At 67.2% G+C, this 16,270-nt stretch carries 18 protein-coding genes; 8 read left to right on the forward strand and 10 right to left on the reverse strand.

Annotation, left to right across the window (positions count from 1 at the left end; all coding sequences use genetic code 11):
* Window positions 1–115: 115 nt before the first annotated feature.
* The 7 genes from QO259_RS01670 to QO259_RS01700 all read right to left on the reverse strand — a co-directional run bounded on the left by QO259_RS01670 (window position 116) and on the right by QO259_RS01700 (window position 7,524).
* Entirely contained in the window at window positions 116–1,192 is a 1,077-nt protein-coding gene (locus tag QO259_RS01670) for an ion transporter (protein ID WP_285951560.1), read from the reverse strand.
* Between the two features lie 30 nt (window positions 1,193–1,222).
* Window positions 1,223–1,699 carry an acyl-CoA thioesterase gene (locus QO259_RS01675; RefSeq protein ID WP_051896374.1) on the reverse strand — a complete coding sequence of 159 codons (477 nt, stop codon included), beginning with the start codon at window positions 1,697–1,699 and terminating at the stop codon, window positions 1,223–1,225.
* Window positions 1,700–1,985: 286 nt separating this feature from the next.
* Entirely contained in the window at window positions 1,986–3,299 is a 1,314-nt protein-coding gene (locus QO259_RS01680) for a short-chain fatty acid transporter (RefSeq protein ID WP_285951561.1), read from the reverse strand.
* 77 nt (window positions 3,300–3,376) lie between these two features.
* Window positions 3,377–4,768, reverse strand: coding sequence for an MATE family efflux transporter (locus tag QO259_RS01685; protein WP_207034300.1), 1,392 nt, complete (start codon window positions 4,766–4,768; stop codon window positions 3,377–3,379).
* 52 nt (window positions 4,769–4,820) lie between these two features.
* Window positions 4,821–5,204, reverse strand: coding sequence for a YfhL family 4Fe-4S dicluster ferredoxin (locus QO259_RS20345; RefSeq protein WP_233076874.1), 384 nt, complete (start codon window positions 5,202–5,204; stop codon window positions 4,821–4,823).
* Complete coding sequence (gene coaD, locus QO259_RS01695; protein WP_285951562.1) at window positions 5,089–5,577, reverse strand: pantetheine-phosphate adenylyltransferase; 489 nt, start codon at window positions 5,575–5,577, stop codon at window positions 5,089–5,091. The genes QO259_RS20345 and coaD overlap by 116 nt, the downstream gene beginning before the upstream one ends.
* A gap of 69 nt (window positions 5,578–5,646) precedes the next feature.
* Complete coding sequence (locus QO259_RS01700) at window positions 5,647–7,524, reverse strand: beta-ketoacyl synthase (protein WP_285952721.1); 1,878 nt, start codon at window positions 7,522–7,524, stop codon at window positions 5,647–5,649.
* Window positions 7,525–7,852: 328 nt separating this feature from the next.
* Between QO259_RS01700 and trmB the strand changes: the two genes are divergently transcribed.
* From trmB to QO259_RS01720, 4 genes are all read left to right on the forward strand, one after another.
* Window positions 7,853–8,512: a tRNA (guanine(46)-N(7))-methyltransferase TrmB gene (gene trmB / locus QO259_RS01705; RefSeq protein WP_285951563.1), complete on the forward strand. Its 660-nt coding sequence runs from the start codon at window positions 7,853–7,855 to the stop codon at window positions 8,510–8,512.
* A 68-nt stretch (window positions 8,513–8,580) separates the two neighbouring features.
* Window positions 8,581–10,029, forward strand: coding sequence for a D-alanyl-D-alanine carboxypeptidase/D-alanyl-D-alanine endopeptidase (gene dacB / locus QO259_RS01710; protein WP_285951564.1), 1,449 nt, complete (start codon window positions 8,581–8,583; stop codon window positions 10,027–10,029).
* A gap of 118 nt (window positions 10,030–10,147) precedes the next feature.
* Window positions 10,148–10,606 (forward strand): META domain-containing protein, encoded by a 459-nt coding sequence (locus QO259_RS01715; RefSeq protein ID WP_285951565.1) that lies wholly within the window; start codon window positions 10,148–10,150, stop codon window positions 10,604–10,606.
* 48 nt (window positions 10,607–10,654) lie between these two features.
* Complete coding sequence (locus QO259_RS01720) at window positions 10,655–11,161, forward strand: GNAT family N-acetyltransferase (protein ID WP_285951566.1); 507 nt, start codon at window positions 10,655–10,657, stop codon at window positions 11,159–11,161.
* A gap of 18 nt (window positions 11,162–11,179) precedes the next feature.
* Here QO259_RS01720 and QO259_RS01725 read toward each other — a convergent pair whose 3' ends face one another.
* Complete coding sequence (locus QO259_RS01725; RefSeq protein WP_285951567.1) at window positions 11,180–11,671, reverse strand: hypothetical protein; 492 nt, start codon at window positions 11,669–11,671, stop codon at window positions 11,180–11,182.
* A gap of 108 nt (window positions 11,672–11,779) precedes the next feature.
* On the opposite strand from QO259_RS01725, the gene QO259_RS01730 reads away from it, so the two are divergent.
* Window positions 11,780–12,412, forward strand: a complete 633-nt coding sequence (locus tag QO259_RS01730; RefSeq protein ID WP_285951568.1) for a TSUP family transporter — start codon at window positions 11,780–11,782, stop codon at window positions 12,410–12,412.
* Window positions 12,388–12,513 carry a hypothetical protein gene (locus QO259_RS01735; protein WP_285951569.1) on the forward strand — a complete coding sequence of 42 codons (126 nt, stop codon included), beginning with the start codon at window positions 12,388–12,390 and terminating at the stop codon, window positions 12,511–12,513. Before QO259_RS01730 ends, QO259_RS01735 begins: the two co-directional genes overlap by 25 nt.
* A 15-nt stretch (window positions 12,514–12,528) precedes the next feature.
* On the opposite strand, the gene QO259_RS01740 is transcribed toward QO259_RS01735, so the two are convergent.
* The gene (locus QO259_RS01740) at window positions 12,529–13,452 is read right to left on the reverse strand and encodes an AraC family transcriptional regulator (RefSeq protein WP_285951570.1); all 924 of its coding nucleotides are present in this window, start codon (window positions 13,450–13,452) and stop codon (window positions 12,529–12,531) included.
* Window positions 13,453–13,701: 249 nt separating this feature from the next.
* Between QO259_RS01740 and QO259_RS01745 the strand changes: the two genes are divergently transcribed.
* A complete protein-coding gene (locus tag QO259_RS01745; RefSeq protein WP_285951571.1) occupies window positions 13,702–14,775 on the forward strand; it encodes an NAD(P)-dependent alcohol dehydrogenase in 1,074 nt (357 codons plus the stop codon).
* A 128-nt stretch (window positions 14,776–14,903) separates the two neighbouring features.
* Here the strand turns inward: QO259_RS01745 and QO259_RS01750 are convergent, their stop codons facing one another.
* Complete coding sequence (locus QO259_RS01750; protein WP_207034271.1) at window positions 14,904–15,719, reverse strand: acyl-CoA thioesterase; 816 nt, start codon at window positions 15,717–15,719, stop codon at window positions 14,904–14,906.
* Between the two features lie 83 nt (window positions 15,720–15,802).
* On the opposite strand from QO259_RS01750, the gene tadA reads away from it, so the two are divergent.
* Window positions 15,803–16,270 carry a tRNA adenosine(34) deaminase TadA gene (gene tadA / locus QO259_RS01755; protein ID WP_285951572.1) on the forward strand — a complete coding sequence of 156 codons (468 nt, stop codon included), beginning with the start codon at window positions 15,803–15,805 and terminating at the stop codon, window positions 16,268–16,270.

The following is a 16,270-nucleotide window of genomic DNA, read 5'->3' on the forward strand; positions in this document are numbered from 1 at the left end:
AGCCCGACTCTTCCTTCACTGTCTCCTCCACTGTCCAGGGCGCCGCGTGCGCCCTGGACAGCGGCCCTTTGCCCCCCGTGTTACCCGATCTCGCCGACGTTGTCTGCCGGCGTGCCTAGCGCTGCTCGCCGACAGTCTTGCGTGCGGCGTCGCGCTCGCGGATGGTGCGCTCCGGGTCCATCTCGAGTTTCCAGCGCTGCACCGCTACCTGCTGCTTGAGCAGCTCGAGCACGTCGATCAGCACCTGTTGGGTGACCTGATCGGTGGTCTTGTCGACGCGCAGCCAGGCATCGATACCGCTGCCGACCAGATCCGCCAGCAGCGAGTGGAAGTGCGGCGAGCGCAGGCCGTCGATCGCCTCGTGGACCACCCGGTTGGCGATATCGTCGAGGCTGCGCTCGAGACCCTCGGCCACGGCATCGCCCATGGGCAGACGCTTGAGCCGGCGCAGCTCGGCGTTCTCTTCCAGGGTGCGCGCGACCAGCGCCGAGACGTAGCGATGGACCTGACGATGGTTCTCGGCGTAGCTCTTGTCGATGGTGCGTTCCAGGCGCGCCGCGATCTCGCTCACCAGGGCCGCCTTGCGTGGCTGGATCACCTCCTCGGAGACGCGCCGGGTGAGGTGTTCGCTCTGGGCGATCTCGTGCTGGATATCCCCCAGCAGCTTGATCGCCACGCGGTCGGAGAGCTCCTCCATCACCACCCCGTAGTAGGTGCGATAGAAGCGGTAGAGCGGCCAGCGGGTCACGTCGACCACCCCCAGCCGCTGTAGTCGGATCAGCAGCGAGACCACGCGTAGCACGCGCAGCAAGCGGAAACCGGCGAGCGGGATACAGCCGAGCACGTCGTACCAGTGCACGAAAGGGTAGAAGAACCAGCGTGCGTAGCGTCGCTGGGCGATGGCGATGGCCCAGCCCAGCAGCACATCGAGGATGAAGATCGCCACGAAGCACAGATCGATACGGAAGAAGTGCTCGCGCACATTGACCTGATAGGCGTGATGGAGCCCCGGCGCCAGCGCCTCGAAAGCCTTATTGAGCGGCGGGATCAGATAGAGGCTGTCGAACAGCAGCAGGGCCAGGTTGATGGCCACCAGCAGCACCACAGCGATGTCCCAGACCAGCAGCAGGCGTTCGCTGAAGCGGCTGATCGGGCGCTTGGTGGGGGCGGCGTGGGGCGCGCTTGCGGGCATCGGACTTCCTTGTCGGTGCCGCCGCCGGGCTCACACGTCGTGATGGCCCTGGCGGTAGGCGGTCATGGCGTTGCGCTCTTCTTCGGCTTCCTGCTTGCGCAGCTTCTTGCGCATCGCGGCCTTCTCGAAGCGTAGCTTCTGCAACGGGGTCTTCAACGCCAGCGGCGGCACCTCGACCGGATGCCCGGCGCTGTCCACCGCCACCATGGTCAGGTAGCAGCTGTTGGTGTGGCGTATCACATGCTCCTGGATCGACTCGGCCAGCACCTTGATGCCGATCTCCATCGACGAGCGTCCGACATGGTTGACCATGGCGAGGAAGGTGACCAGCTCGCCGACATGGATCGGTTGCTTGAACAGCACCTGATCCACCGACAGTGTCACCACATAGCTACCTGAGTAGCGGCTGGCGCAGGCGTAGGCGACTTCGTCGAGCTTCTTGAGGATCGCCCCGCCATGCACCTTGCCACTGAAGTTGGCCATGTCGGGGGTCATCAGCACGGTCATCGACAGCTCGTGCTGTCGCGGAAAATCGTCGGGCGTCACGGTGTCCTCGGCGTTGTCTGACCCACTATTGTCGTGGGCCAGATGTACCACAGATCCGGGGTGACTGCCTGTATTGCGGTGCGTTCAGACACGATACCTATGGGCATGAGTTTTATTTGAAAAGCTGACGAGCGAAGGCAAGACAAGGCAAAAATCGGCGAAAGAGCGGAGTTTACAGGGTGTAAATGAGCATCTTGAGCCGATTTTTAACGCCGTATTGCCGAGCGTAGTCCTTTTCGAACGGGGTCTAGAAGAAGGTCAGACCCAACCCGATGATAACCCCGGTCACCACCAGCTGGATCAGACAGAAGCCCATGATGTCCTTGGCGTTGAGCCCGGCGATGGCGAGCACCGGCAGGGCCCAGAACGGCTGCAGCAGGTTGGTCCAGGCGTCGCCCCAAGCCACGCCCATCGCCACCCGCGCCACGTCGGCGCCCAGCGCCTGGGCCGCAGGCAGCATCACCGGCGCCTGCACCGCCCACTGGCCACCGCCGGAGGGCACGAACAGGTTGACCACGCCGGCGCTGATGAACGACCAGAAGGGCAGGGTATCGGCGCTGGCAATGGCCACGAACAGCTCGGAGAGCGACTGCGCCAGCCCCGAGCCCATCATGATGCCCATGATGCCGGCGTAGAAGGGGAACTGGATGACGATGCCGGCACCGCCCTTGATCGCCTCCTGGAGACTCGTCAGCAGACTGCGCGGGGTGCGGTGCAGCACGATCGCCAGCGACAGGAACAGGAAGTTGACGCTGTTGAGGTTGAGCCCGCCGCCGGCGAAGACGAAGTAGTGGAAGAGATAGGCCAGCCCCGGGATGCCCACCAGCCACGACAGCAGGGTGCTGTTCTCGAGCCGATCGGCGGGGCGCGTGGTGTCCGTCGGCCGGGCGCTGTCGGGCTCGGCGAGCTGGGATGGCTCGACATAGACGCTCTCTTGCTCGTCCGGCAGCATCCAGCGGTTGATCAGCGGCATGACCACGAACAGGATCCCGACGATCAGCAGGTTGTAGAGCGAGAAGATCGTCTGCGAGGTGGGGATGATACCGATCTGGGCCTCGCTGAAGTGGCCTGGGGTGGCGATGGTGAGCGGAATCGAGCCCGCCAGACCGCCGTGCCAGACGACGAAGCCGGAGTAGGCGCTGGCGATCAGCAGGCGGTAGTCGACGCGTATCCGGCGCGCCAGCGCCTTGGCGAACAGCGCCCCGATCACCAGCCCGAAGCCCCAGTTGATCCAGCTCGCGGCGAGCGAGACCAGAGTCACCAGAACGATCGCACCGCCCGGGGAGCGGGCCAGGCCGGCGAGGGCGTCGAGCAGGCGCTTGACCGGTGGCGAACTGGCCAGCATGAAGCCGGTGACCAGCACCAGCAGCATCTGCATCGAGAACGCCAGCAGCCCCCAGAAGCCGTCACCCCAGTAGCGCATCACCGCCAGCGGCGATTGCTGCTCGAACAGCATCGCCGCCAGCGCGGCGACCAGCGTCAGCAGCAGTACGAAGATATAGGGGTCGGGCAGGTAGCGTTCGACCAGTTTGACCGCGGGGCGGGAGAGTTTCTGCAGCATGGTGGCGAGGCTCGCTGTTGTTTTAAGCGCAGCCTAGCGCATTCCCCCTGTCGCGATTAGTCAACCTTGGTCGACGACTAGCTGACTGATTCCTCGGCACTTTCGCTGCTTTCAGCGCCTGTGGGCGTGTGGGTAGCGGCACTGCACCAGCGCGTGCGCCGGTAGTGCACGTAGCAGGCGCCGAGGGTGGCCGAGCGCACCAGCGTGAACACCAGGAACGCAAACCACAGGCCATGGTTGCCGAAGCCCTGGGTCAGCCACCACGTCGGCAGGTAGACGGCCAGCCCCAGCCATACCGAGTTGCGCATGGCCCGGCTCTCGGTAGCGCCGATGAAGACTCCATCGAGCAGATAGCTCCACACCGCCAGCAGCGGCATGGCGATCATCCACGGCAGGTAGTCGCTTGCGGTGGCGCGTACCTCCGGCAGGTCGGTGAGCTGTGCGACCAGCCAGTCGCCGCCGACGGCGAACAGCGCCATCGCCGCCCCCGCCACCAGTAGCGAGAGCTTGCCCGCGGCGCGCACCGCGTCGCCGAAGTCGTCCCAGGCGCGCCGGCCCACCGAGCGCCCGGTGAGTGCCTCGGCGGCGTTGGCGAAGCCGTCCAGGGCGAAGGAGGTGAGCATGATGAACTGCAACAGCACCGCGTTAGCGGCCAGGGTGGTATCGCCGAAGTTGGCACCCTGAGCGGTGAAGAACGCCTGCGCGAACAGCAGCCCCAGAGTGCGCACGAAGAGGTGCTGGTTGACCCGGATCAGCGCGGCGTAGTGCGCCCAAACCCGCAGTGCCTGGCGCGACAGCGAGCCGCCGAGCTGGCGGCAGTGCACCGCGACCCGCCACAGGCCGAACGCCAGGGCGGCGTAGTCGGCGAGTAGTGAGGCCCAGGCGACACCATCGCTGGCCAGTCCGAAGCCGACCACGAACAGCAGGTCGAGCACGATGTTGACGCCGTTGGTCAGCAGCAGGATCGCCAGGGTGATACGGGTCTTCTGCTGACCGATGAACCAGCCCAGGATGGCGTAGTTGGCGAGCACCGCCGGGGCCGAGAAGATGCGGATATGGGCGTAGTCGGCGGCCAGCTGCATGGCCGCCTCGCTGCCGTCGAGTAGCCACAGCCCGCCGGCGATCAGCGGACGCGAGAAGAGAATCAGCGCCACCCCGATCACCGTTGCCATCACCAGCGACTGGGCCAGCAGCAGGCGTACGTCGCTGTCGTTTTCGCGGCCCACCGCCTGCGAGGTCAGGCCGGTGGTGCCCATGCGCAGGAAGCCGAAGCCCCAGTAGAGGAAACTGAACAGCGTGGCGCCCAGGGTCACCGCGGCGAGATAGCGCGAATCCGGCAGGTGGCCGACCACCGCGGTATCCACCAGCCCCAGCAGGGGCACGGTGATATTGGAGAGAATGATCGGCCACGCCAGCGTCCAGACATGACGGGTGGAGTAGCGGGGAGTGTCCTGGCTGGCCACGGGCATCCTTGCAGGCGAGGGAAATGAGAACGCTGGCGCAGCGGCTACCACGACCCGCTCAGGCGGCGGTGATGATCTCGTACTTCTCCATCAACTGCTCACGCGTCTCCGGGCGCTCGGGGTCGAGCGGAATGCAGTCGACCGGGCAGACCTGTTGGCACTGGGGCTCGTCGAAGTGGCCGACGCACTCGGTGCAGCGCGCGGGGTCGATGACGTAGATCTCCTCGCCGGGCGAGATGGCGTCGTTGGGACACTCCGGCTCGCAGACGTCACAGTTGATGCATTCGTCGGTGATCATCAGGGCCATGTGGCTCTCCTCGCGGCGCTCAGGCGCCGTCAGTCGCGAAGCGCCGGCGAAGTGCGTCGACCACGCACGGCGATACGTGTTGGGAAACGTCCCCGCCGAGGCGCGCGATCTCGCGCACCAGGGTCGAGGAGAGATAGGAGTTCTGGATCTCCGGGGTCAGAAACAGCGTCTCCACGTCCGGCGACTGGGCACGGTTCATGTTGGCCAGCTGCAGCTCGTACTCGAAATCCGTGGCGCCGCGCACCCCGCGTAGCAGAATGCGCGCGTCGAGCCGGGTCAGGAGCTCGGTGAGCAGGCCGTCGAAACCCACCACCTCGACATTGGGCCAGCCCGCGGCCACCTCGCGCGCCAGCGCCTCGCGTTCGGCCAGCGCCAGGGCCGGCTGCTTGCGCGGGCTGGCGGCGACCGCGATCACCACCTTGTCGAAGATTCGCGCGGCGCGCTGGATCAGGTCACGATGGCCGTTGGTGATGGGGTCGAAGGTGCCGGGATAGACCACGGTGTTCATGCACTCACTCTCCTGCCGGTTGCCGCCTTATCGCTCGGCTGCGCCACTCGATAGCGTTACTCGATAGCGTCATTCGAGCGAGCCGAAGGGATTGTCGGCCTTGAGCGATACCGGCTGGGCATAGCCGGGGATGCGGATGGCCTCGGCCCCCACTTCCAGCTCGGGGCCTTCGAGCACGCCCTCGCCGAAGCGATAGATCACCTCGAAACGGCCGCTGTCGGCGGCTTCACGATACTGCTCCGACGCGGCCAGCGCCTGCTCGCGGCGCCCGCGCCAGGCGTCCACCGCGCGCTGGCCGTGACGCTTGACCAGCAGACGCTCGGTCACTGCCGGCGAGAGTAGCAGCCCGGTGGCATTGTTGCCGCCGAAACCCTTGGCGTTGATGAAGCTGGCATCGGCCTCGAACGCCAGCGGCTCGCGGAAGAAGCGCAGGCGCTCGGCGAAGACATCGTCGGCCACCGCATCCAGGGTCGGGATGCCCGGGATGTAGCCGTGGGCGAACGTCCCCAGGGCACTGGCGATCTGGTCCCCCGCGGCGCTGCCCTGGGAGTGGCCGATGAACGCCTTGATCGCCGCCACCGGCCAGTTCTCGATATCGTTGGCGCGCGCCACCTGATCGAAGATGTGCGACTCGGTGGTGCGGTTCTTGGGCGTGCTGGTGCCGTGGGCGTGCAGATAGGTGCGCTGGCGCACGCTGTCGTCACCGAGGATCGAACGCGCCAGCGCGACCGACTTGCCCAGGGTGATGTAGTTGCCGATGCCCGGGGCCGAGATCGAGCGCTTCCAGCCGTCGGCGTTGACGTGCACTTCCGGCACCGCGCCGAGGATCTGGGCGCCGGTCTCCAGCGCCAGAGAGTCGTCCATCAGCAGCACGAACTGCGACGCCTCGGCGATGGTGAAGCCGCAGTTGCGCGCGAACGGCCGACAGGCGCGCTGGTAGTCGGCGTCGGTGAGCAGCTCCAGCGCATCCAGCGCCATCAGGCTCTGATCGTCTGCCAGCGCGCTCATGGCGCGGAAGCCCTCGATGATCTCGGGCGTCACCGGGGCGTCGCTGGTGCCCACCATCACCATGCGGCGGCGGCCCTGGCGGATATCCTCGACCCCGAGACGCAGGTTATAGAGGAAGGTCGCGCAGGCGCCCTGGATCGCACCGGTGGCGCCCACGCTGCCGAGCACGTAGGCGTTGAGGAAGTCGGCCGGCATCTGGCCGTAGCCCAGCGGCATCTGCTTCGAGGTGGTGCGGCTACCGGTGACGAAGCTCTTGAGCATGCCGCCCCAGCCGGCGTCGTCGAGCTGGCCGATGGAGTTGCCGGCGTAGACCGCTATGGCATCGGGGTCGAGCTGGCCGCGCACGCGCTCCCAGTCGAGCCCGCTCTGGCCGAGACAGTCGCTGACGCCGAAGATCGCCATCGACAGCCCGCGCGGATGGTGCACGCTGCGATAGAAGGTGTCCGGGGCAAAGCCCAGCGGCAGCTGGCCGGCGGCGCGCACGGCGGCCTGGCGGCGCTCCGGCAGCAGCGCCTGCAGCGCCCCCGCGGGCACCGCGACCTCGACCGTGTGACGGTCGATCTCGCGCACTTCCCAGCCCGCCGGCAGCGGCTGCGGTAGCTGCCGGCGCGAGGTGGTGAAACGCACCGGCTCGGCGAAGGTCATCGCCAGTTCGCGGTTGCCGGGAATGCCCACGGCGCCGAAGGCGTCGTCCTCGATGCGCCGGATCAGGGTGTGGGCGAGGATGTGCTCGCGATAGCGGGCGACGATCTGGGAGGCGTCGAGGGCTTCACCCTCGGCGCTCTCCCAGCCGCCGTCCGCGCTGCGGGTGACCAGGCGCATGAGTGCTGCCAGGGCCACCAGGGTCTGGGTCTGTGCCGTCTGCGGCAGGGCTTCGAGAATCGTGCGGCGGTAGGCGTGGTGCCCGGAGGTCCTTCCCGCGGCATTGATGCCGCCCATGCCGACGATCACCGGTAAATGTGACAAGCCACGTCCCTCGTGAGCGTTGGGGGCAATCGGGCTCTTCGAGGCAGGGAGTGACGCAGCGACGAGAAAGGGCGTCTCCCGACAGGGCGCGTGCCGATCGCGGGAATCGACGAAACGTGGTGAACCGCGCCTGCCTTCGAAGGGCGTATTGCCAAGATTGGCTGAATGTGGGCTGGGATGATACACCCGCGCGTGCGTGGCGTCATGCCGCGGCCACGGTGAGTGGCGGGTTGGTGTGGCGAGATCGCAGGCTTCAGGGCTGGTAGACTGGCGGGTCTTTCCGTTTGTCAGTGTTTCCGCCATGCAATCGTCTTCGCGCGCCATCGTCAGTAACCAGAGTGGCCCCCATCGCGACCTCGCGCGGCGCGTTGCCCGCGCGCGCGCCAGCGTCTGGCAGCGCCCGCCGGCCCAGCACACCCGCGACGCCTTCGAGCGCGCCGCGGCCTGGCTCGCTGCCAGTGGCAAGCCGCTGATCCTCGATGCCGGCTGCGGGGTGGGGCTCTCCACCCGGCGCCTGGCGCTGGCCCACCCCGATCACGCGGTGATCGGCGTCGACCGCAGCGAGCAGCGGCTCTCCCGCGATCACGGCGAACTGCCGGGCAATGCGCTGCTGGTACGCGCCGACCTGGTCGACTTCTGGCGTCTGGCCCACGAGGCCGGCTGGCGCCCGGCGCGCCACTATCTGCTCTACCCGAACCCCTACCCCAAGAGCGCCCAGCTCAAGAAGCGCTGGCACGGCCATCCGGTCTTCCCCACCCTGGTCGCGCTGGGCGGGTGCCTGGAGCTGCGCTCCAACTGGGCGATCTACGTCGAGGAGTTCGCGCTGGCGGTAGAGGCGCTGTGCGACCGGCGTGGTGAGTGGGGCGCGTTCCAACCGGAGGAGACGTTTTTGACCCCGTTCGAGCGCAAGTACGCCGAGAGTGGCCAGACGCTGTGGCGCTACGCGGTCGATCTCGACTAGTCTCGGTGCATCGGTTTTGGCTGATGCTTTGCCTACTTTCTCTTTCACTCAGTGCGGACGTTCTCATCATGCGGCAAGCGTTGTATCGCGGTTTTCTGGCGTCATGTCTGGTGTCGCTCTCCACGCTCTCCTTGGCCGCGCAGGCGGCGGGTTTCGATCACGTTGCCCAGCTCGCCGACAAGGGCTTTGCGATCAGCGCCCAGGCGCGTCTGCTGGGCAGCGGCGAGGTGCTCGGGGCGCTCGACCCCGACCGCGCGCTGTCTCCGGCCTCGGTGACCAAACTCTATACCGCGGCGGCGGCGCTCGACCGCTGGGGCCCGCAGCACCGCTTCACCACGCGTTTCGTCTCGGTCGGCAGTGTCGACCCCAGCGGCACTCTGCATGGCGATCTGGTGCTCGAGGGCGGCGGCGACCCGGCGCTCACCTCCGAGGAGCTGTGGCGGCTGATCCAGAAGCTGCGCGAGAGCGGCGTCAAGCGGGTCGACGGCCAGCTGGTGATCAGCCAGTGGCGCTTCGGCCCGGTTCGCTGCACCACCACCGACCGCTGCAAGACGCAGACCCGCGGCACCAATGCCTACAGCGCGCTGCTGTCGTCGGCGGCGATCAACTACGGCAGCTGGTGCGCCACGGTGGCACCGGGCGCGGTGGGACAGCCGGCGCGGATCACCAGCTGCGATACGGTGACGCCGACCCTGCGGGTCGACAACCAGGTGCGTACGGTCGCTGCCAATGGCTCGCTGAGCCTCTCCGCCGCGCGGGTCACCGACAGCCAGGGCGATACGCTCAAGGTCAGCGGTAAGATCCCGGCCGGCAGCTTCCCTCAGGCGATCTACAAGGCCAGCTCCGACCCCGCCGACCAGACCGGCCAGACGCTGCTGGCACTGCTGCAGCAGTCCGGGGTGGCGGTGAGCCGTGGCTATGCGGTGAGCCAGCAACCGCCGCCGGTGACCGCCGTTCAGCTCGCCGCGGTCGAGGGCAAGCCGCTGCAGGAGCTGTTGCTGCGCACGCTCAACTACTCCAACAACTTCATGGCCGACACCCTGGCGATGGATCTCACCGTTGGTTCTCAGCAGCAGCTGGCTGACGCCGGGGCGATGCTCCAGCGCTTTGCCGCCGGCCTGCCCGGGCACGGTGCGGCGACGCTGAAGAGCGGCAGCGGCCTGACTCCGGAGAACCGCGTCTCGGCGCGCAGCGTGGATGCGCTGCTGGCGGCGATGTACGCCAACGCTTCGCTGTTCCCCACCTTCGTCGCTGGCATGCAGGTGCCCACCAACGGGCCGATGCACTTCATCCGTCGTGGCAGTGAGGTGTTCCAGGATCACGTGATGCTCAAGACCGGCACCCTCAACGAGCCGGTCACGGTGCGCGCCGTCGCTGGCTACTTCCGCACCCGCGAGGGGCGCTGGGGCAGCTTCGCGGTGCTGATCAACGGCACTGCTTCCACCCCCTATCTCTCCTGGCGCGAAAGCCTGCCGCTGATCGCCGAGGACCTGACCGCGATGATCGAGCGCCACTGAGGTGACCCGGTGCGGGGCGCGAGTTGTCGACATTGGCCGAATCGGGCGAAGATGGCCTTTCTAACGGTGCGTCGTCGAGGCGGCGCACCGCCCCTTTCGTCGCCGGAGGTCTCTCGCCATGCTCATGCTGCCCCAGTCCCTGCGTCTCGCCCTGGCGGTATTCGCCGTCGTTGGGCTCACCGGTCTGCTCAGCGCTTGCGCCGGGCGCACCGCGCCGGCGCCCAGCGAGCCGCTGGTGGGCACCTACTGGCGTCTGGATAGCCTGGGCGGCGAGGCGGCGGTGGTGGGTGACCAGCAGCGCGAGGCGCATCTGGTGTTCAACGCTGCCGGCCACGTGCGCGGCTCGACCGGCTGCAATCGGTTGATGGGGCGTTATCAGCACACCGACGACGCTTTGAGCTTCTCGGCCCTGGGCACCACCCGGCGCGCCTGTAGCGGCCCGCTGCAGGCCCAGGAGCAGGACTGGCTCGATGTGCTCTCGCGCACCCGACATCTGGCGCGCAGTGGTGATCGACTGGTGCTGGAAGATAGCCGCGAACGCCCGCTGGCCACGCTGCAGGCGACGGCACTCTACTGACGCCGGTGGCGCGTCTATCCAATAACGATGATGGGAACGAGTGTCCGCATGACCCCGATCGAGTGTCAGTTCGATGCCCACGGCGACGCCGTGATGACGATCTTCAACGATGCCATTCTCAATACCACCGCGCTCTACGAGTATCAGCCGCGCACGCTGGATTTCATCGAGCAGTGGTTCCGCACCAAGCATGAGGGTGACTTGCCGATCCTCGGCGTGTGCGACGATGCCAGCGGCCGGCTGATGGGCTTTGCCAGCTACGGCCCGTTCCGGCCCCACGCCGCCTTCCGCTACTGCGTCGAGCACTCGGTCTACGTCGATCGCGACTATCGCGGACGCGGCGTGGCGCGCTGCCTGATGGAGGCGCTGATCGCGCGCGCCGAGGCGCAGGGCTACCACAGCATGATCGGCGGCATCGACGCCACCAACGCGGCCAGCATCGCGCTGCACGAGCGCCTCGGCTTCAGCCACACCGGCACCGTGCGCGAGGTCGGCTACAAGTTCGAGCGCTGGCTGGATCTGGCGTTCTACCAGCGCCTGCTGGGGGATGCTTAGCGACTCTGTGCGGGCCTCTCAGGGCGCCTTCTCATTGCTGTCTGTGGGTGCGGTCGCGGCATCGTCGGTTGCCGTGTCGTTGCCCCCGGCGCCACCGCTCTTGCCGGAGTCGTCAGTGGTGTCCGTCGGCGCGTCGGGCAGAGCATCCGGGCCCGCAGTAAGCTTGTCGGCCGGAGCGATGAAGACCTCCTGACTGGCGCGCAGGTAGAGGCAGAGCTCCTGCCCCTCACGTCCGTTCATGTGCTGCTGCGGGTAGTGGCCCTTAAGCAGCAGAGCGGTGGTGCCGGCCTCGTCGTCGAACAGCACCGGCGCGCCCGCCGGCTCAGCGTCCGAGAACTGGCTGGCGTCGGTGCACTGGGCGATCACATCGCGGGTCTGGTCCTCCCAGGACGCGGGGCTCGAGGCCTGGGCGGAGAGTGAGGTGAGGGCCAGCGACGCCGTCACGGCGATGGCCAGGGAAGCCTGCGAGAAGCGGCAAAGCGGGTGCTGCGTGCGGGTGGGGCAGGGCATGCGGATCATCCTTCAGTGAACGACTGTCGGGGCTAGGCTTAAACCCTAGGGCCTGTCGGCGCGCGAGGCCGGGCCGGGGCAGGACTATTTTTGGAGTATAGACCCTTCATGACCCTACCTATTTCTCTGCTGTTCCTGGGCGTGGTCTTCGCTACTTCGGTGCTCTCCGGTGTGTTCGGTATGGCCGGCGGGCTGATCCTGCTCGGCTTTCTGCTCGCCTGGCTGCCGGCGGCCACGGCAATCGCCGTACACGGGGTGATCCAGCTCTCCGCCAACGCCTCGCGAGCATGGCTGTCGCGGCACTTCATCGACTGGCGCATCGTCGGCGGTATCGCCGTCGGGGTGGTAATTGCCGCAGTGGCACTGGCGCTGGTGCGCTATCACCCCAGCGAGACGGTGGTGCTGATCGTGCTCGGGCTGATGCCGGTGCTGGTGTGGATCCCCAAGCGCTGGTTCCATCTGGATGTCTCGCGCCCCGGGCACGCGGTGCTCTGCGGCGTGGTCTCCGGCGGCCTGACCATCGCCGTGGGGGTGTCGGGGCCGACCATCGATATCGGCTTCATCCGTACCCATCTCGACCGCCGCACGGTGGTCGCGAGCAAGGCGTCGATCCAGGTGATCGCGCACTCGCTGAAGATCGTCTTCTACTGGCAGGCCGCGGCGGCCATGGGCGCGCAAGAGTGGGGCTGGGTGCTGCTGGGGCTGCCGCTCGCCTTTTGGGGACGCGCAGCGGCAATCTGATCCTCAACCGCTTGAGCGACGGCGGCTTTCGTACCTGGACGCGCTGGATCGTCACCGTGGTCGGCGGCTACTACCTGGTGCGTGGCCTGGCCGGCCTCTGACCCCGGCCCCGCGGCTCATCCGCGGGAGGGGCTGACGCCGAAGTAGCGCTTGTACTCGCGGCTGAACTGGGAGGTGCTGCGATAGCCCACCTCGCTGGCGGCGCGGGCCACGTTCATGCGCTGCTGGCCGAGCAGCGCCCGTGCCTTGAGCAGACGCAGGCGCTTGAGGTACTGCAGCGGCGACTGCTGCGTGGTGCGCTTGAAGTGATGGTGAAAGTGCGAGGTGCTCATGTTGGCCTGGGCGGCCAAAGCCTCCACCGTCAGCGGGCTGGCGAAGTGGCGGTGTAGATAGGTCAGGGCGTCGATGATCCGTGCGTACTGACCCTGGCGCTGCACCAGCTGACGTAGCGAGGCGCCCTGAGGCCCGCGCAGCGCGGCGAACAGCACCTCCCTGACGCGCCCCGTGCCGAGCACCCGGCTCTCGGTGGCATCGCCGAGGCAGTCGATCAGGCGCAGCACGCACGCTTCCATGGTCGCATCCAGCGCCACTGCGGCCATCGGTGCCGGATCGCCGAGTTCGCGCCCCGGGGCGGGAAGCTGCTGCACCAGCTCGCTGAGGGTGAGCGGATCGAAGGCGATATTGATCCCCAGCATCGGCGCGTTCTCGGGGGTGCGCGTCTCGCACTCGAACGGCATCGGCAGCGCCTGGACCAGATAGTTGCCCGGCCCGTAGTGGATCACGCGTTCGCCCAGATAGCCGATCTTGTCGCCCTGGGCGATGACGAAAATGCCCGGTTCGTAGATCAGCGGCGTACGCGGATAGCTACAGCGTGAGGCGATCAGGCGTACTCCCTCCACCGCGGTGTCGATGAACCCCTCGTCGTTGACCAGCGGTGTGATCGCTTCGGCCAGCCGGCGCGCGGAGACCGCTGCGCTTGGCGTGGCGCCGGCCGGCGCGGTGGGCGCGCGATCGAGCAGTGGTGAGCGTGTGTCTAGCATCGGCAAGTCCCCTGCGCTGCGGTATCTGCTGGCCCGGCGGGCCGAATGATGGTCGTCCGGGAGGTTAAGTGTAGTTAGCTTTCAGGGTATTGTGCACGAATGTTACGAATGACGTGCCGAAATCGACTTCCCCTAAGCAGAATCCGGCAGACCTTCGGCAGAATCGAGCATGGCAGCGTGGCGCGCGATGGACCACACTCTGCGCCGTCATTCACGGGTCGAGAGCGACCCCGGAAAAGGAGCTTTCCCATGAGCGAGAAGACCCCGGCCAAAGGCTATGCCGCACACTCCGACAGCGCGCCGCTGCAGCTTTGGAACTTCGAGCGCCGCGCTCCGCGTCCCGACGATGTCTCCATCGAGATCCTCTACTGCGGCGTCTGCCACAGCGATCTGCACTTCGCCCGCGACGACTGGGGCATGGCCTCCTATCCGGTGATTCCGGGCCACGAGATCGTGGGTCGCGTCACCGCCGTCGGCGACGATGTCAGCCAGTACCAGGTCGGTGATCTGGTCGGCGTCGGCTGCATGGTCGACTCCTGCCGCGAGTGCAAGGCGTGCCAGGACGGCCTGGAGAACTACTGCGCCGAAGGTTTCGTGATGACCTACGGCAGCCCCGACAAGCACGACGGCACCCTGACCCAGGGCGGCTATTCGGACAAGGTGGTGGTCAGCGAGCGTTTCGTGGTGCGCATGCCCGAAGGCCTCGACCTGAAGTCCGCGGCGCCGATCCTGTGCGCCGGCATCACCACCTACTCGCCGCTCAAGCACTATGGCGTCAAGCCGGGTGACAAGGTCGGCGTGATCGGCATGGGTGGTCTGGGCCACATGGGCGTCAAGCTGGCCAAGGCGCTGGGTGCCGAGGTGACTCTGTTCACCCGCTCCGAGTCGAAGAAGTCCGAGGCCAAGAAGCAGGGCGCCGACCACGTGGTAATCTCCACCAACGACGAAGAGATGCAGGCGGTCGCCGAGACCTTCGACTTCATGCTCGATACGGTGCCGGTACAGCACGACATCAACCCCTACCTGGAAGCGCTCAAGCCGGACGGCACGCATATCCTGGTGGGGCTGCTGGAGCCGATCGACCCGGCGGTCTCCGGTGCCAACCTGGTGTTCCGTCGCCGTGTGCTCGCGGGCTCGCTGATCGGTGGCATGCCGGAAACCCAGGAAGTGCTCGACTTCTGCGCCGAGCACGGCATCACCTGCGACGTCGAGATGATCAATATCGATCAGATCAACGAGGCGTGGGAGCGCATGCAGAAAGGTGACGTCAAGTACCGCTTCGTCATCGACATGGCCTCGCTCAAGGATGCCGAGGCGGCCTGATCGCCTGGCTCTAGTCCTGGCTCTGGCCTTAGGCCAGAGCCGCCACGCGACCCGTACTCGGATAGCGTGAGCGTGCCAAGCGCGCGGCCTTCGGGTCGCGCGCTTTTGCGTTTCAGTCAAGCCGAGCTTCAGTCTCCGCCGACCCGCACCATGCCCTCTTGCGCGGTGGAGGCGATCAGACGCCCCTGGGTGTCGTAGAAACTGCCGCGGGCAAAACCGCGTGCCCCGCCTGCCCAGGGGCTCTCCATCACATAGAGCAGCCAGTCGTCGAGCTTGGGGTCCTCGTGGATCCACAGCGCGTGATCGAGGCTGGCGATGCGCAGCCGCGGGTCGCCGAGGGTCACGTCATGGGGCAGCAGGCTGGTCAGCAGCAGATTGAAGTCCGAGCCGTAGGCGAGCAGATAGCGGTGCAGGGCCGGGTCGGCGGGCAGTTGCCCACCGGCGAGACGGAACCAGATCATCCGCGACGGCGGGCAATCATGGCGCTCCTCGACGGTGATGAACTCCACCGGATGGTTGCGAAAGCGCTGATGCACCGCTTCGCCACGCGCCAGCAGCGCCTCGGGATGCTCGACCTCGGGGGCGCTCGGCTGATGGTGGATGCCCTCCTCACGCCCCTGGAACGAGGCGCTGCAGAAGAAGATCGGCTGGCCTTTCTGGATCGCGGTGACGCGGCGGGTGGTGAAACTGCCGCCGTCACGCACGCGGTCGACCGAGTAGACCACCGGCAAGGCGGCGTCGCCGCGGCGCAGGAAGTAGCCGTGCAGCGAGTGCAGGTAACGATCCTCGGGCACGGTGCGGGTGGCGGCGGCGGCCGACTGCCCCAGCGCCTGACCACCGAACAGCTGTGGCAGGCCCAGATCCTGGCTCTGGCCACGGAACAGATTCTCTTCGAGAGCCTCGAGACCCAGCAGGGCGACGAGATCATCCAACGCTTGGCTCATTCGCGTATCCTTGCGTGCAGTAAATGACGGCTGACGTGCCCGCCCGGGCGCGCGGCCAGGACGATCCAACGAGCGGGCAGCGCATGACCCAGAGTGACGAATTCTACATGCATCGGGCGCTGGAGCAGGCGCAACTGGCACTGGCGGCGGGCGAGGTGCCGATCGGCGCGGTGGTGGTCGATGCCGCCGGCGAGGTGATCGGGCGCGGCTACAATCGCCCCATCGCCAGCCACGACCCCACCGCCCACGCCGAGGTCCAGGCCCTGCGCGACGCCAGTCTCACACAGGGCAACTACCGCCTCGACGGCTGCAGCCTGTTCGTCACCCTGGAGCCTTGCCTGATGTGTACCGGCGCGATGATTCATGCGCGCCTGGCGCGTCTGGTCTATGCCGCCGCCGAGCCCAAGGGCGGCATGGCCGAGTCCCGCGCCAACCTGTTCGCCCAGCCCTGGTTCAACCACCGTATCGAGGTGCGCGGCGGGGTGCTGGCGGCGCCCTCGCGGCGCCTGCTCAAGGGCTTCTTCCAGGCCCGTCGGACGGGCGACTCATAG

The sequence above is a fragment of the Salinicola sp. JS01 genome, from assembly GCF_030284585.1.
Lineage (GTDB): Bacteria > Pseudomonadota > Gammaproteobacteria > Pseudomonadales > Halomonadaceae > Salinicola.

Bases quoted from the DNA above. Each gene is read 5' to 3' on its own strand.
- QO259_RS01670 (WP_285951560.1), bottom strand. From the start codon at position 1,192: ATGCCCGCAAGCGCGCCCCACGCCGCCCCCACCAAGCGCCCGATCAGC.
- QO259_RS01675 (WP_051896374.1), bottom strand. From the start codon at position 1,699: ATGACCGTGCTGATGACCCCCGACATGGCCAACTTCAGTGGCAAGGTG.
- QO259_RS01680 (WP_285951561.1), bottom strand. From the start codon at position 3,299: ATGCTGCAGAAACTCTCCCGCCCCGCGGTCAAACTGGTCGAACGCTAC.
- QO259_RS01685 (WP_207034300.1), bottom strand. From the start codon at position 4,768: ATGCCCGTGGCCAGCCAGGACACTCCCCGCTACTCCACCCGTCATGTC.
- coaD (WP_285951562.1), bottom strand. From the start codon at position 5,577: ATGAACACCGTGGTCTATCCCGGCACCTTCGACCCCATCACCAACGGC.
- QO259_RS01700 (WP_285952721.1), bottom strand. From the start codon at position 7,524: ATGGGCGGCATCAATGCCGCGGGAAGGACCTCCGGGCACCACGCCTAC.
- trmB (WP_285951563.1), top strand. From the start codon at position 7,853: ATGCAATCGTCTTCGCGCGCCATCGTCAGTAACCAGAGTGGCCCCCAT.
- dacB (WP_285951564.1), top strand. From the start codon at position 8,581: ATGCGGCAAGCGTTGTATCGCGGTTTTCTGGCGTCATGTCTGGTGTCG.
- QO259_RS01715 (WP_285951565.1), top strand. From the start codon at position 10,148: ATGCTCATGCTGCCCCAGTCCCTGCGTCTCGCCCTGGCGGTATTCGCC.
- QO259_RS01720 (WP_285951566.1), top strand. From the start codon at position 10,655: ATGACCCCGATCGAGTGTCAGTTCGATGCCCACGGCGACGCCGTGATG.
- QO259_RS01725 (WP_285951567.1), bottom strand. From the start codon at position 11,671: ATGCCCTGCCCCACCCGCACGCAGCACCCGCTTTGCCGCTTCTCGCAG.
- QO259_RS01730 (WP_285951568.1), top strand. From the start codon at position 11,780: ATGACCCTACCTATTTCTCTGCTGTTCCTGGGCGTGGTCTTCGCTACT.
- QO259_RS01740 (WP_285951570.1), bottom strand. From the start codon at position 13,452: ATGCTAGACACACGCTCACCACTGCTCGATCGCGCGCCCACCGCGCCG.
- QO259_RS01745 (WP_285951571.1), top strand. From the start codon at position 13,702: ATGAGCGAGAAGACCCCGGCCAAAGGCTATGCCGCACACTCCGACAGC.
- QO259_RS01750 (WP_207034271.1), bottom strand. From the start codon at position 15,719: ATGAGCCAAGCGTTGGATGATCTCGTCGCCCTGCTGGGTCTCGAGGCT.
- tadA (WP_285951572.1), top strand. From the start codon at position 15,803: ATGACCCAGAGTGACGAATTCTACATGCATCGGGCGCTGGAGCAGGCG.